Origin of the sequence: Paenibacillus sp. FSL P2-0089, from assembly GCF_038595095.1 — a bacterium.
Taxonomy (GTDB): Bacteria; Bacillota; Bacilli; order Paenibacillales; family Paenibacillaceae; genus Paenibacillus_AQ; species Paenibacillus_AQ silagei.
Genome location: NZ_CP152006.1, coordinates 7628225 through 7642667, shown reverse-complemented (window position 1 = coordinate 7642667; position 14443 = coordinate 7628225). Strand labels below are relative to the sequence as shown.

Below are 14443 nucleotides of genomic sequence, written 5' to 3'. Positions count from 1 at the left end.
CACAACAGGTCATGTACCGATTATCAGGGACGGACGCGGAAACCGCCATCCCACATAGCTGGGATCTATAGCACAGGCCGCTCGTACCAATACCCCGGAATTCCCCGTTCCAGCCGCATCAGTGCCTCCAGATAATAATAATCGCCCCAGATCGTGTAATCATCCGGCGAATCTCCGGCCCGCGTGCCCAATGTGTTCGGTTTTTCACGTACATTCCGATTCCGTCCGTGCCCTTTCACCGATACGAAAAAAAGACACCGGTTAAGTGTCTTTTGGGGCAATCCTATACAATTCTCCTATACAATTCTCCTACCCAGCCTACCTTAGCCTACCCGCCGCTCAGGCACGGGACAGCACCGACAGCACCGTCTCCAGCACCACATTCACGCCCATTTCACAATCCTCGTAGGAGGTGAGCTCTTCCTCGCAATGGCTTTTCCCGTTCACACTTGGGACGAAAATCATCGCCGACGGCAGGAACCCGGCCACGAACTGGGCGTCATGCCCTGCGCCGCTGGCCAGCTTCCGGCTGCTGTAACCGAGCTTCTGCGCGGCCTGCTCCACCAGCGTACAGATCCCCGGATCGAACCATACCGTGTCGCGGCCCCACAGCTTCGTCTTCGATACACTGCAATCCAGCAGCTCCTCCGGCAGGCCGTGAATAATCGCCTCAACTTCACGGACCTCATCCATGTCCTTATGTCTCGCTTCCACGGTGAAGATCACCTTGTTCGGAATAACGGTGTGGATATTCGGCAGCACGTTCATCCGCCCCATCGTATAGACCAGCTCAGGGTCCAGCACGGCCAGCTTGCGGCGCAGCTCCGTAATAATATCTGTAGCGGCAAACAGCGCATCCCGGCGCATATCCATCGGCGTAGTCCCGGCATGATCCGATTCCCCGGTCACTTCAATCTCATAGCAGACCATGCCCACAACACAGTCAACCAGACCGATCTTAACGTTCTCCTTCTCCAGCACGGGGCCTTGTTCAATATGCAGCTCCAGATAAGCCGCCGCTTCCCTGATCCGGTTCTCCGCCTCCCCGGCATACCCGCTGGCCTCCAGCGCCTCGCCGAAGCTGATGCCTTCCGGGTCCTTCTTCTCCAGCATGGCTGCCTTATTGAACTTGCCGGACAAGACCCCAGAAGCCATCATGGACGGCTCGAAGCGCGCCCCCTCCTCATTGGTGAAGTTCATCACCGTGACAGGCAGCCGGGGCTTAATCCCGTGATCTACCAGGGTTCTCACCACCTCAAGGCCGGCAATCACCCCCAGCACACCGTCGAATCTGCCGCCCTTCTTCACAGTATCCAGATGTGAGCCGATCACGATGGGCGGCCCATCTTCACAGCCAGCCAGAGTGGCATACATATTGCCCAGATCATCCACCTTCACGCTCATGCCCAGCTCTTCGCAGCAGGCGGTGAAATAGCCGCGCACCCGCACATCCTGCTCCGACAGCGACAGCCGGGTAACTCCGTTATGATCTGTCCGCCCGAAATCGGCAAAAGCCTCAATCGTATTCTTCAGCCGCCCACCGTTCACCAATAGTTGCTTAACCTGCATCGGCTTATTCCCCCGTTTCCGCTGATATGGAATGATTGCTATCCTTATATGTTAACGAATTCCACATGTTTGTCATTGTACATACTGTAAAAATTATAGGCTGGAGAATTTCCGTTATATGCTGGCGCCTGCGGGGAAGTCTGTTAGAATATGAGACATCAGGATTACATATTGCAGGGCGAGAGGGGTAAAAGCATGAACACTATTTTACGCAGCGGCCTGGCCGTGGCCGAGATCAGTTCACTCGGTGCTGAGCTGGTCAGCTTCAAAAGAACGGATACAGACACTGAATATATGTGGAACGGAGACGCCGCCTATTGGACAGGCCGTTCCCCGGTGCTGTTCCCGATGATCGGGGGAGCCGCAGGCGAAGCAGTCCGGGTAGACGGGCAGGCGTATCCGCTGGCCCGGCACGGCTTCGCCAGACGCAGCGAATTCGCGCTGGTGGAGTCCAGCGATACACATGCCGTCTTCCGACTCTCCCACAGCGCGGACACGCTGGCCAGCTACCCGTATCCGTTCCATCTGTATCTCACCTATACGCTGAACGGCAGCACGCTGGACATCGGCTACCGGGTGGAGAATCCCGGAGAAGAGGAGATGTTCTTCCAGCTCGGCACCCATCCGGCGTTCAACTGCCCGATTGGCGGAGAAGGAAGCTTCACCGACTACTATCTTGAATTCGAACAGCCGGAGCGCCTGGAGCGCTTATTCCTGAATGAGAATGGCTTGATTACTCCAGGCCAGAGCGAGACTATGCTCGGCGGGGACAACAAGCTGCCGCTGAACCACGACATGTTCGCGCATGACGCCCTCGTCTTCCGCAATGTCCAGTCCAAATCGGTTGCCCTGAAAAGCAGACAGTCTGACAAGAGCGTAACAGTCGCCTTCACCAATTTCCCCGATCTCGGCATCTGGCAGCCGAAGAATGCACCGTTCGTGTGTATCGAGCCTTGGCATGGTGTGGCAGATACCTCCGGCTTCACCGGCGATATCCGGGAGAAGCAGAATGTCATCTCCCTGCCGCCGGGCAGCCAGTTTACCAGCGCGCTGGCGATTACATTTAACTAAATTTCAACAGGCGAAGGCCGCAGTCACCCCACGGTGCTGTGGTCTTTTTGCTGTGGAACAGCGGCTTCTCGTCAGGCAGTTCACACCCCTCCTCAAGCGATAAGTACACTTTAGTAGTATATACAACCTTTTGACCCGGATAGTAAGATAATCACAAATATAGTGACGCGTAGACCCGAATCAGAACCGGGAAAGGAAGTGACTGCTCGAGTGAAGCCAGAGATAAGTATTATTGTGCCTATCTACAACGTGGAATTGTACCTGAGGAAGTGTGTGGATTCGATATTGGCGCAGACCTTCCGCAGCTTTGAATTGATTCTGGTCAATGACGGATCACCCGATAAGTGCGGCGAGATATGCGAGTATTACAAGGAGCTGGACCCCCGTGTCGTAGTTATTCATAAGCAGAACGGCGGATTGTCCGATGCCCGGAACTATGGTATTGATGTGGCAAAGGGCCGGTATATCGGATTCGTCGACAGCGATGACTGGATAGAACCGGACATGTATGAAGCCCTGCACGGACTCATCACCGCCCACAATGCAGATATCGCTGTATGCGGTCATTGCGAGGTACAGGATGATGTCAAGCTGGAAAAGTCCTTCACGCACCAGGTGCGTGTATACGATAATGCGCATGCCTTTGACAAGCTGCTGGAGGATACCGAGATCCAGAACCTGGCCTGGGATAAGCTGTATAAGGCCGAGCTGTTCAGCCAGGTGAGATATCCGGTCGGCCGATATTTTGAAGACATTTTTACCACCTATAAATTATTCCTCCAGGCGAACAAGACCGTCTCGCTGGACTCCCCCAAATACCTGTATCTGAAGCGAAGCGACAGCATCACCGGAGCGATGAACAACCGGAAATATTACGACCGCTTCTGTGCGGCGCTGGAGATCTACGAGACGATTCAGGATAAAAACTATCCGATCGCCAAAGAAATCTCGTTATCCCGGACCGTAACCGAGGGCATTGAGCTGTGCAACTTCCAGCTGATTACCGGCGAGACTGCAGTTAACAAGGAATATCTGGCCGAGCTGGGCGGGTTCCTGAGCAAGCATACCTCCGCGATCCTGCGCAACCGTATTATCCGCCGGGAGATGAAGACCGCAGCCCTGCTTATTCTGACCAGCTCCACGGTATACAAAATGCTGTATTATTCCAAACTCCGTTTGAAGGGAAGTAATATGATATGAGCCAAGCCCTTGAGAAGATCCTGCCGCTGTCTTTCCGCAATTATGTAAGCAATATTCCCGTCTATCAATATTATAAGGGCTATCTGAGCTACCGGAATGCATATAAAGACAAGACGAAAGCCATTTACGTCGTCGGCTCCCCCGAGCATGACAATCTGGGCGATCACGCCATCACTTATGCGCAGATGAATTTTTTGCGAAAAGCTTTTCCCGACTATACCCTGATTGAGATTGTCGCCAACCGGCTGATGCATAACATGAAGTGCCTGGAGGAATTCTGTTCGCCGGAGGATATCTTCGTGCTTCAGGGCGGGGGCAACTTCGGAATCGAGTATTTCCGCGAGGAAGAGGTGCGCCGCAAGATTATCTCCGAATTCCCAAATAACAAAATCATCGTCTTCCCGCAGACCATCTACTTCGGTGATACCGAGCTGGGCCGCACGGAGTTCAAGAAGACACAGGACCTCTATGGCTCCCACAAAGACCTCACGCTGGTCGCCAGAGAGGCAACGTCGTACGAAATTATGAAAGCAGGTTTCAGAAACAACGCAGTGCTGTTAACGCCGGACATTGTCATGTCCCTGGATATCACTGACCCTCCCAAGGAGCGCCACGGTGCCCTTCTGTGCATTAGAGCCGATAAGGAGAGCATTTTCAGCGAGCAGGATAAAAAGGTCATCCAGGAGTACACCTCCAAGCACTACAGCACCACCACCTTCACGGATACCTGCATTCTCCGCCCTGTCTCCCTGGAAGACCGGGATCACGAGCTGAACACCTTATGGAATCAGTTCAAGGAGGCCGAGGTTGTGATTACGGACCGGCTGCACGGGATGATTTTTGCGGCGATTACGTCCACACCTTGTATTGCACTGGGGAACTACAATTATAAGGTCGTAGGCAGCTACGAATGGATCAAGCATCTGGGCTATGTGAAATTCACGAACGATGTGAAGCAAATCCCGGCTTTGCTGGAAGAACTGAAGACGATCCAGCGCCCACGGTACAATAATGAGTTCTCGGTCCAGCATTACAGCCAGATCATTGAATCCATGGCAAGCAGCAGCGCTAGAGAACCTGCTTCGTCTATCGTTACCGCTTAAGATAAGCACAAGACACTCTCTGTAGCGAGGAAGCGATCCCACCCTTGAAAACAAATATAAAACTTGCTGCAATCATAACCTATGCTTCGGTATTCCTAGGCGTTATTATCTCCCTGGGCTCGACGCCGTTCATTGTGTCGACCCTGGGGAAATCCGAATATGGATTATTCGCGCTGGTGAACTCCATCATCGCCTATATCGTCCTGCTTGATCTGGGCTTCGGCAGCGCGGTCATCCGCTTCAATGCGAAATACATCTCTGAGAATGACTCCGCAGGCCAGCGCAATATCAACGGAATGTTCCTGCTGCTGTTCTCAGCCATCGGACTCCTCTCCTTACTTGCCAGTGTGATTCTGGTGTTTAATTTCGATGCGATCTTCAGCAGCCTCGATGCAGCTGAGCTGGGCATTCTGAAGACGATATTTATCATTGCCGCCATCAATGTGGCTGTCTCGTTCCCGCTGAATATCTTCAGCTCGATCATTACGGCCTATGAGCGGTTCGTCTATCTCAAAATCATCAATCTGATCCGCGTGGTCCTGTCTCCGGCCATGATGGTGCTGGTCCTGCTGTTCGATTTCAGATCGACAGGTATGGTCACCGTTGCGCTTGTGCTGAACCTGGCGATCGGCGTGATCAACGTGGTCTTTTGCCGCACCAAGCTGAATCTGAGGGTCCGGTTCCACGGCTTCGACACCAAGCTGTTCAAGGAGATCTTCTGCTATTCGTCGTATATCTTATTATCCTCGATTGCCTTCCAGATCTATACGAATGCTGATCCGCTGATCATCGGGATGTTCCTCGGGGCTACGCCCATCGCCATCTTCGCCATCGCCGCCCAGCTCAACACGTATATTCTCAACTTCTCCAATGTGCTGGCCAGCTTCTATCTGCCGAAGCTCACCAAGATGATCGTCAAGGGGGCAGATCAGGCGGCCTTAATGCTGGAGCTGGTCAAAATAGGCAGAATCCAGGCGCTGATCGTAGGCTACATCGTCTCGGGCTTCGTGTTATTCGGACAGAGCTTCATTCTGATCTGGCTTGGCCAGGATTACAAATATGCGTACACGGTTGCGCTGATCATCATCATTCCCCAGATCACGTCGATTGTGCAATCGCTGTTCGCCACCATGCTGGAAGCGATGAATATGCACAGGGTGAAGGCCTTTATCTACTTCTCAGTTGCAATTCTGAAGGTGGCCTTAACCTTCTGGTTCATCCGGATCTGGGGGATTACAGGCTGCGCCATTGCTACGGCTATCGGGATGATCATCAATGTATGCCTGAATAATGTGTACTACAAATATAAATTGAAGTTCGATATCCTTCACTTCTGGCTGCAGATCATCCGCGTCTTCATTCCGGTGGTGCTGCTGTCCGGTGTGTGCGGGTTCCTGCTTAGCTTCGTGAGCATCACTTCTTACGTGTACCTGGGCATGTATGTCATCCTGTACTCCCTCATCTATGTGCTTACTATGTGGCTGTTCGGACTGAACGGGGCAGAGAAGCAGATGGTGGCCGGACCGGTGCGAAAAATGGCTCTGCGGAGTCAGGCCTAGGACTCTACGTGAGGCGGGCGCTGATTGGCATGCCGCGCTTAGGCGCTGCTCCATGCTGTGCCTAAGCGAAGAAGCCTCTGCGGGTAAGATCCGCAGAGGCTTCTTCGCTTAACTTGGCAAGCTTGCTGATCAGAGCTGCTTCAGCCGCTCATCCAGCAACCGGAACATGTTTCTGAGGGCCGTCTGGTCCGCTTCGCCATAATGATCGCCGATATTGATCTCATAATAGCAGGAAGCCTCGCCGGTTGGCTTGAGCCGTGGTGTCAGGCCAATGCCGGTCTCGTTATAGATCCCAATCAATACAGGGGCAAGCTGCTCCAGAGGCAGCGCAAAGTGGATGTGGAACATATTCGAGACCGGAACCTCCGGCAGCGTGGATACCTTATGGCAGCTGTTGAATAAGGCTGCCAGCTCCTTGGCCTGCTCATAGTATTCTGACATCCTGCCGATTCTCTGCCGGTAATAATACCGGGCCGGGACAATATAGGGATAGAGACTGATCAGGTCGCCCCCGTGGCGGCGCTTCCAGATCTTCGAGGTCTCCGTGAACTCCCGGCTGCCGGCTAAGATCGCTCCGGCAATCCCGCCAATGCCTTTGTACAGGGAGACATACACGCTATCGAACAGCGCGCAGACCTCGGCCGCCGTCTTGCCGTAGTAAGGCAGCACCTCGAACAGCCGCGCCCCGTCCAGATGGAGCTTAATTCCCTGCTCCCGGCAATACCCCGATATCGCTTCCAGTTCGGCATATTCCGGCAGCTGTCCGCCGATCTCCCGCTGCGGCAGCTCCAGCAGCAGACAGGCAACCCCCGGTCCCATCCCCTTCACATCCTCCAGGGTAATCAGACGGTCTGCACTGCCCAGCAGCAGCGGCTCCAGATGATGCAGCTCTTTTAACCCGTCCTGCTCATGAATCTCCAGATGGCATAGCGGGTGATAAGCGACTCTTTTGCTGCCCTCCCGGTCACTCCAGATCCGCAGGGCAATCTGCTGGGCCATCGTGCCGCTGGGGAAGAACACGCTGCATTCTTTGCCCAGCACCTCTGCCATCTCCGCCTGGAACTCCTCAATCACCGTCCCTGTCCCGTACATGTCCGCAGCGAGACCGTCCTCTACACTATCCAGCGCCTTCTTGAGTACGGCTACGTCCCGTCCGCCATGGCCTGCAAGCTGCACCTGCGTCCTGCCGAACGCCTCCATTAAAGCATTCTCCTCGTTCATTTTATTATCCTAGCCCCCTTCTTCGTAGCACCCGATCTGTATGAATCCTTGAAATTATATCATTCCTCTACAAAATAACCGAATTATTAGAATGTTCACATGATATTCCTCTCCAGCAAGGTGAAATAAGTTGACCGCTGTGCTACAATATTGGAATTGCAAAGGCAATTGCTTAGGGAGGTTTATAAATTCACCATGCTTATTATTGGTATCGCCGGCGGGACCGGCTCCGGCAAGACAACGGTAGCGCGCTCCGTGATTGACCGTCTTGGCTCTGACAAAGTAACATTCATATCCCAGGATAACTACTATAAAGACCATTCTTACCTCAGCATGGCTGAACGCGGTGCCATTAACTATGACCACCCGCTGGCCTTTGACACGGAACTGCTGATCGAGCATCTGGATTGTCTCAAAGCGGGACAAGCCGCCTTCGCTCCCGTGTATGACTTCACGGTTCATGCCCGTTCAACCGAGAAGACTGTGGAGCTCGCCCCGAATAATATCGTCATTCTGGAAGGACTGCATGTGCTGTCCGATGAGAAGCTGCGCGAGCAGCTCAACATCAAGGTGTTCGTGGACACCGATCCCGATGTGCGTATCCTGCGCCGGGTGCTGCGGGATATCGAGGAACGCGGGCGGACCATCCGTTCGATCCATACGCAATACCTGACCACGGTGAAGCCGATGCACGAGGCCTTCATCGAGCCCTCCAAGAAATACGCGGACCTGATCATCCCGGAAGGCGGACAGAATCAAGTCGGAATCGAACTGCTGTCGGTACTGACCGAGAAGTATCTGTCCGGCGATCACCAATGGAACTGAATTAAGCCGCACCGGCTGATATGGTGCAAGGACCGTCCGGCAATGCCGGACGGATTTTTTCTGTTCCGGGAGATATAACATATGCGAAAAACCGAACACATTTCTCGGCTCGAAGGCAGCAGGGCCCATTGTAGGCGAAAACCGGCAAACAACCGGTCGCCCGCAGGTGAGCTTTTCATGAAATCACGCCTCAAAAGTCAGGTTATCTTACATAAAACCCCTGTTCACACCGGAATTTTCACCGTTTTCAGCATTATCATCCATTTATTTGTTATATTTATTGACTGGTAACGCTTTATTACCGAAATAAAGGGTTGATTATTTGGTGATCATCCACTATGATTAGGTCAACGGACGGCATTAAAGTTAAAGCGATTTAACTTATAATTTGTCCACTATAATAAAATTGGCAAACTAAATTTTTATTTATCATTAAAGTTAAAGCGCTTATACTTTTAACAATGAAAGGCTGGTGTGTCCGTGATTAAGAGTGAGAGCCGGCGGCAGACGTTCTACATGTATCTGTTCATTTCCCCGTGGCTGGTCGGCTTCCTGATCTTCGCCCTGTACCCGATCCTGTCATCGCTGTATTACAGCTTCACCGACTATGACATCATTCATCCGCCCAGATTCATCGGCCTCGCCAACTACACGGAGATGTTCCACAATGAACTGTTCTGGCGTTCCGTGAAGGTCACCCTAAGATATACCTTCATCAGCGTGCCGGTACAATTGCTGCTGGGCCTGGGGTTCGCCCTGCTGCTGCATCAGACCATCCCCTGGCGCGGCTTCTTCCGCACAGCGATGTATTTCCCGAGTATGGTCTCCGGTGTGGCCATGTCGCTCCTCTGGTACTGGATCTTCAATCCGCAGATCGGCCTCTTCAATTATATGCTTTCCTGGTTCGGCATTCACGGCCCGGCCTGGCTGATGAATCCCGATACAGCGCTGTATGCCCTAATTATCATGTCCCTTTGGACAGCGGGCTCTGGCATGATCCTCTTCCTCGCTGGTCTGCAAGGAGTCCCAGCCAGCCTGATCGAAGCTGCCAATCTGGATGGGGCAGGGCGCTTCCGCATTTTCCTGAATATTACGCTGCCGATGATCTCGCCTGTCCTGCTGTTCCAACTGATTATGGGGCTGATCGACTCCTTCCAGGTGTTCACGCAAGCCTTCGTCATGACGCAGGGCGGACCCAATTACTCTACCTGGTTCTACGTCTACAATCTGTATACCAGTGCCTTCAAGGAATACCGCGCCGGATACTCCTCCGCGCTTGCCTGGGTCCTGCTGATTGTCGTCATGCTGTTCACGGCGGTCATTATGAGGCTGTCGCGCCGTTATGTCCATTATGAAGGAGGCAGCAGCCGATGAGCACCGTTAAGGCCACCCGCTCGCTTGACCCGTCCCCCCGGCTCCGCCGAAGAATCAAGCCCGTTAAGATTGCCAGCTTCACCGCGCTGCTAGTCACAACGTTCCTAATGCTGCTGCCGCTGTTCTTCATGGTCTCCACCTCGCTGAAGTCAAAACGGGAGATGCTGAAGTTCCCGCCGACGTTTCTGCCGGAGAGCTGGGCCTTACGCAATTATGTCGATATTTTTGAGACTCTCCAGTTCGGCACATTGTACAAGAACAGCCTGATCATCGCCGGCTTCTCCGTATTCGGCACCCTGCTCTCTTCGGCGCTGGTTGCTTACGGGTTCGCCAGGTACCGGGGGCGCGGCAACAACTTCTGGTTCATCCTGCTGCTGAGCACGATGATGCTGCCTTATCCGGCCATTATGATTCCGCAGTTCGTATTGTTCTCCAAAATGCAGTGGATCGACACCTTCCTCCCGCTGATTGTGCCTGCCTTCTTCGGCTCGGCGTATAACATCTTCCTGCTGCGGCAATTCTTCTCCACGCTGCCTGAGGAGCTGTTCGATGCCGGACGCATTGACGGCTGCGGCGAGCTGAGGATGTGGCGGACCATCGCGCTGCCGCTGTCTGCGCCGGCGCTGGCGACGGTTGCGATCTTTGCTTTTATCTACAGCTGGAATGATCTCTTGACCCCAGTGCTCTATCTAAGCTCGTCGGACAAATTCACGCTTCCCGTGGGGATGGCCTCCCTCACCTCATCGCGCTTCCGCATTCCGCCGTGGCATCTGCTGATGGTCGCCTCCGTCCTGGCTATGGTTCCAATCGTCACCCTGTTTGCCATCGCCCAGAAGCAGTTCGTCGAAGGCATCGTACTGACCGGCATCAAGTAAGGCAGCAAAGCTATCCCGGGTTTACAACACTTGAAAAATTCAGGAGGGATTGGACAATGAAGAATAAAATGAAGAGCAAGAGATATGCGCTGCTGCTAGCATCAGCCCTGACAGTATCCACAGTCCTGGCGGGCTGCAGCGGCGGCAAATCGGCAGGCAATGTGGCGGCTGGAGGCAGCGGAGCCGGGAATACCGGCGGTTCGGGGGAGCAAGTGACGATATCCCACTATACCATTGATTCCGAGGACCGGACTTTTATCGAGAAGCTGATCCCGGATTTCGAGAAGGCGCATCCGAACATCAAGGTCAAGGTGGAGAAGGCACCGTATGAGCAGTTCGACAGCAAGCTGCAGACACTGATTGCCGGCGGTAATTCCCCGGATGTGACGAGCCACTACGGCTACGGCGGTTTTGCCGAATATTACAATAAGGATATGCTGCTGGATCTGACGGATCTTATTAAGGAAGACGGCTTCAAGGCGGAGGACTACAACATCCCAGAGAATCTGATGAAAATATACACTGTAAACGGTCATACCTACGGCATACCGGTCAATATGTACGTCACCCTGATGCTCTACAACAAGGATATGTTCGATGCCGCAGGCGTCTCCTACCCGCCGAGCGATTATGAAGATAAGAGCTGGACGTTTGACCGTATGGTGGAGGATGCCAAGAAGATGACAATCGTCTCGGACGATATTGCCAAAACACAATACGGCGTAGACTTCACCTGGGCGGAGCGGGATATGCGGCCGCTGTACTTCGGGGCCGAGCCTTACTCTGAGGATACCTGGACCAACGGCGGCGTTCCTTCCGAGACGCATTTCGATTCACCCGAGGTCATTGCCGCTTACCAGAAGCTGTTCGACCTTGTGTTCAAGGAGAAGGTGTCCCCGACTTCCGAGTGGAGTAAAAGCGTAGCCGGACAGAACGGCGACCCGTTCGTCGCAGGCAAGATTGGCATGTCGATCGGCGGCTCCTGGAACCTCGCCGGAGCTAACGACTTCCCGTTCAAAATTGGCGTAGCTGCTGTGCCATGGGGAGGCAACGACAAGGTGCGCAGCACGCTGTTCGTTGATCCGCTGCTGATTCTGAAGGACTCGAAGCATCCGAAGGAGGCTTTTGAATGGATCAAATACCTGATGACCACTGAAATCCAGGAGAAGTCCATCGAGCTGAGCGGCGGCAATCCGCCAGTCAATACGGAAGCGGCTGAGGTGTATTACAAGCATTTTGACGGCATTGATCCTGAGGATGTGAAGAAGGTCTACGAAGGCGCAGTCAAATACGGTTATGAATCCTACAACCATCTGATCACCAACTACTCGCAGATCAACGACATGTTCATCAATGAGCTGCAGCCGGTCGAGACGGGTCACAAGACCCTGGAAGAGGTTATGCCGGTGATTCAGAAGAAGGTTACGGAGATCATCAAGAGGTAGCGGCCCGGCGATGGTTATATGTTTAGCGAAACCCCGGTGCGGCCTGTATACTGGAGATAGAACAAGTGGAAACGGCTTTGCCGTCCTTTTAAAGGACGGTACCGTTTCAGCGAGAAATAGAAGGATAATGTATCGTGTGAAACATATAAAATCTATATTTTAAAAGCACAGGACAATCTGCCGCAAGGGGCGCTTGAAATGAAAGTAAGTATTTTTGATGTAGCCAAAAAATCAGGGCTGTCCGTGGTCACCGTATCGCGGGTATTAAACGGAGCAACGTCTGTGCGGGAGAACAACCGCCAGAAGGTGCTCGACGCGATCAAGGAGCTGGATTACCGCCCGAATGCAGCAGCCCGCAGTCTGGCCAGCGGCAAGACCGGCATCATCGGCCTGATTGTAACGACCCTGCAGGATTCCTTCTTCGATGCTGTGGTCAAGGAACTGAATGAGACGCTGGCCCTGCACGGATATTATCTGGCGATCTCCGTATATGATGGCATTGGCTCCGGTGAGAGCCACTACCTGATCCAGGAAGACCGGGTGGACGGACTTATCCTGCTCTCCCCGATCAAAGAGGACAATTATATTGTCGAGCTGAAGCGGCGGGGCATTCCCTATGTGCTGATCGACAACCAGCTGCCGGAGAATGACAGCTACTCGATCACCATCGACAACTTCAAAGGCGGGTATGCCGCAGCCAGCCACCTGCTGGAGCTGGGGTATACCTCCATCGCCCATCTCTGCGGGCAGGAGATGTTCCGCAGTACGCGGGAGCGGCGCGCGGGCTTCCTGCAAGCGCTGCAGGAGCAGGGCCTCGCCCCGTTCGAGATCGTACACGGTGAATTTGAGATCACCATGGGCTACGACACGGCGCAGCGCTGGCTCGCAGAGGGTAAGCTGCCGGGGGCGGTATTCGCCGGAGATGACAATATCGCCCTCGGGGTGATCAATGCCCTGATGGAGGCAGGCGTAAAGGTGCCGGAGGAGGTTGCTGTAGTCGGCTACGACGACCACTATATCGCCTCCCAGCTCCACCCGCATCTGACCACTATGCGCCAGCCGGCGGATAAGATCGGCGTCGCCGCCGCCGACATGCTGCTGCGCCGGATCAGCGGGGAGATGAAGCGCGGCTCCAATATTAAGATCGATCCGGAGCTGATTGTGCGGGAATCGACGAAGATTACACTTTAGGAGGTACAAACATTGGCTTACTACTTGGCGATCGATGGGGGAGGCAGCAAGACCTACGCCCTCATCAGCGATGAACAGGGCCGTATTCTAGGCAAAGGCCGGAGCGGCAACGGCAATCACCAGACCAGCGTGACGCAGGCGGAGAATAACATCCGCGAAGCGGCTTCCATGGCGCTGGCGGAAGCCGGGCTCCGGTTGGATCAGATCCGGCAGTCCTATCTGGGGCTTGCCGGTGCAGACCGCCAGACCGATTATAACATTCTGCATCCGATGATCCTCCGGATCGGCTTCACGCAGTACACGATCAGCGGTGATACGATGATCGGCCTGCGGGCGGGCACAAACCGCTCCTACGGCGTAGCCCTGATCTGCGGCACCGGCACCAATGCGGCGGGCCGTAATCCGCAGAGCCGCCACTTCCAGTGCGGCGGGTTCGATTATATGTACGGCGATTTCGGCGGCGGCGGCGCGCTGAATATCGAGGTATTCCGCACAGTCATCCGGGCCTGGGACGGTCGCGAAGCGCCCACGCTGCTGACGGAGCCACTACTGAAGCTGCTCGGCTATGGGCGGGTGGAAGACATGTACGATGACTTCCTGGATCACGGGAAGCAGGTGCCGCTGGATGCGGCCCGCCTGCTTTTCCCGGCAGCGGCTGAGGGCGATGCCGCAGCGCTGGCGATCCTGAACCGCCAAGGCGTGGAACTGGGCAAGGCTGCGGCGGCCGTCATTCATCGGCTCGGTATGGAGAACGATGAATTTGATGTGGTCCTGGCCGGAAGCGTGCTGACCCGAGGCGACCGGGGCTGGATTCGCGGGCCGATTGAGCAGGCTGTGCATGAAGCGGCACCAGGCGCGGCAGTGGTCACCCTCTCCACCGAGCCTGTGGTCGGCGCTCTCTGGTCGGCGCTGGAGAGCGACGGGATCACCGTCAGCCAGGGTATGTATGAGACGATGCGTGCTTACAGGGAGTTCGAGCTTATTCCCACTACCACCAGACAGGAGTGATT

13 protein-coding genes are annotated in these 14443 nt (G+C 54.4%); 10 read left to right on the top strand and 3 right to left on the bottom strand.

Features of this window, described 5'->3' with window-relative positions; genetic code table 11:
- Positions 1–65: 65 nt before the first annotated feature.
- Together NST69_RS32735 and NST69_RS32730 are read right to left on the bottom strand one after the other, a co-directional pair.
- Entirely contained in the window at positions 66–281 is a 216-nt protein-coding gene (locus NST69_RS32735) for a hypothetical protein (protein ID WP_342548126.1), read from the bottom strand.
- Between the two features lie 58 nt (positions 282–339).
- Positions 340–1569: a Zn-dependent hydrolase gene (locus NST69_RS32730; RefSeq protein ID WP_342548125.1), complete on the bottom strand. Its 1230-nt coding sequence runs from the start codon at positions 1567–1569 to the stop codon at positions 340–342.
- A 195-nt stretch (positions 1570–1764) separates the two neighbouring features.
- On the opposite strand from NST69_RS32730, the gene NST69_RS32725 reads away from it, so the two are divergent.
- The 4 genes from NST69_RS32725 to NST69_RS32710 all read left to right on the top strand — a co-directional run bounded on the left by NST69_RS32725 (position 1765) and on the right by NST69_RS32710 (position 6502).
- On the top strand, positions 1765–2640 hold the full coding sequence (locus tag NST69_RS32725; RefSeq protein WP_342548124.1) for an aldose 1-epimerase family protein: 876 nt from the start codon (positions 1765–1767) through the stop codon (positions 2638–2640).
- 210 nt (positions 2641–2850) lie between these two features.
- Positions 2851–3840: a glycosyltransferase gene (locus tag NST69_RS32720; RefSeq protein WP_209879324.1), complete on the top strand. Its 990-nt coding sequence runs from the start codon at positions 2851–2853 to the stop codon at positions 3838–3840.
- Entirely contained in the window at positions 3837–4943 is a 1107-nt protein-coding gene (locus NST69_RS32715) for a polysaccharide pyruvyl transferase family protein (RefSeq protein WP_342548123.1), read from the top strand. The genes NST69_RS32720 and NST69_RS32715 overlap by 4 nt, the downstream gene beginning before the upstream one ends.
- Before the next feature lie 44 nt (positions 4944–4987).
- Positions 4988–6502 (top strand): oligosaccharide flippase family protein, encoded by a 1515-nt coding sequence (locus tag NST69_RS32710; protein ID WP_342548122.1) that lies wholly within the window; start codon positions 4988–4990, stop codon positions 6500–6502.
- Positions 6503–6631: 129 nt separating this feature from the next.
- Here NST69_RS32710 and NST69_RS32705 read toward each other — a convergent pair whose 3' ends face one another.
- Complete coding sequence (locus NST69_RS32705; RefSeq protein WP_342548121.1) at positions 6632–7723, bottom strand: beta-eliminating lyase-related protein; 1092 nt, start codon at positions 7721–7723, stop codon at positions 6632–6634.
- 195 nt (positions 7724–7918) lie between these two features.
- Here NST69_RS32705 and udk point away from each other — a divergent pair, with 195 nt between their 5' ends.
- The 6 genes from udk to NST69_RS32675 all read left to right on the top strand — a co-directional run bounded on the left by udk (position 7919) and on the right by NST69_RS32675 (position 14441).
- Positions 7919–8548 carry a uridine kinase gene (udk, locus tag NST69_RS32700; RefSeq protein WP_036726376.1) on the top strand — a complete coding sequence of 210 codons (630 nt, stop codon included), beginning with the start codon at positions 7919–7921 and terminating at the stop codon, positions 8546–8548.
- A 480-nt stretch (positions 8549–9028) separates the two neighbouring features.
- Positions 9029–9922: a sugar ABC transporter permease gene (locus NST69_RS32695; RefSeq protein ID WP_340827743.1), complete on the top strand. Its 894-nt coding sequence runs from the start codon at positions 9029–9031 to the stop codon at positions 9920–9922.
- On the top strand, positions 9919–10797 hold the full coding sequence (locus NST69_RS32690) for a carbohydrate ABC transporter permease (protein ID WP_342548120.1): 879 nt from the start codon (positions 9919–9921) through the stop codon (positions 10795–10797). The genes NST69_RS32695 and NST69_RS32690 overlap by 4 nt, the downstream gene beginning before the upstream one ends.
- Before the next feature lie 56 nt (positions 10798–10853).
- Positions 10854–12242, top strand: coding sequence for a sugar ABC transporter substrate-binding protein (locus NST69_RS32685; protein WP_342548119.1), 1389 nt, complete (start codon positions 10854–10856; stop codon positions 12240–12242).
- Positions 12243–12440: 198 nt separating this feature from the next.
- Positions 12441–13433: a LacI family DNA-binding transcriptional regulator gene (locus NST69_RS32680; protein ID WP_036726344.1), complete on the top strand. Its 993-nt coding sequence runs from the start codon at positions 12441–12443 to the stop codon at positions 13431–13433.
- A 12-nt stretch (positions 13434–13445) separates the two neighbouring features.
- Positions 13446–14441 carry a BadF/BadG/BcrA/BcrD ATPase family protein gene (locus tag NST69_RS32675; RefSeq protein WP_342548118.1) on the top strand — a complete coding sequence of 332 codons (996 nt, stop codon included), beginning with the start codon at positions 13446–13448 and terminating at the stop codon, positions 14439–14441.
- Positions 14442–14443 lie beyond the last annotated feature (2 nt).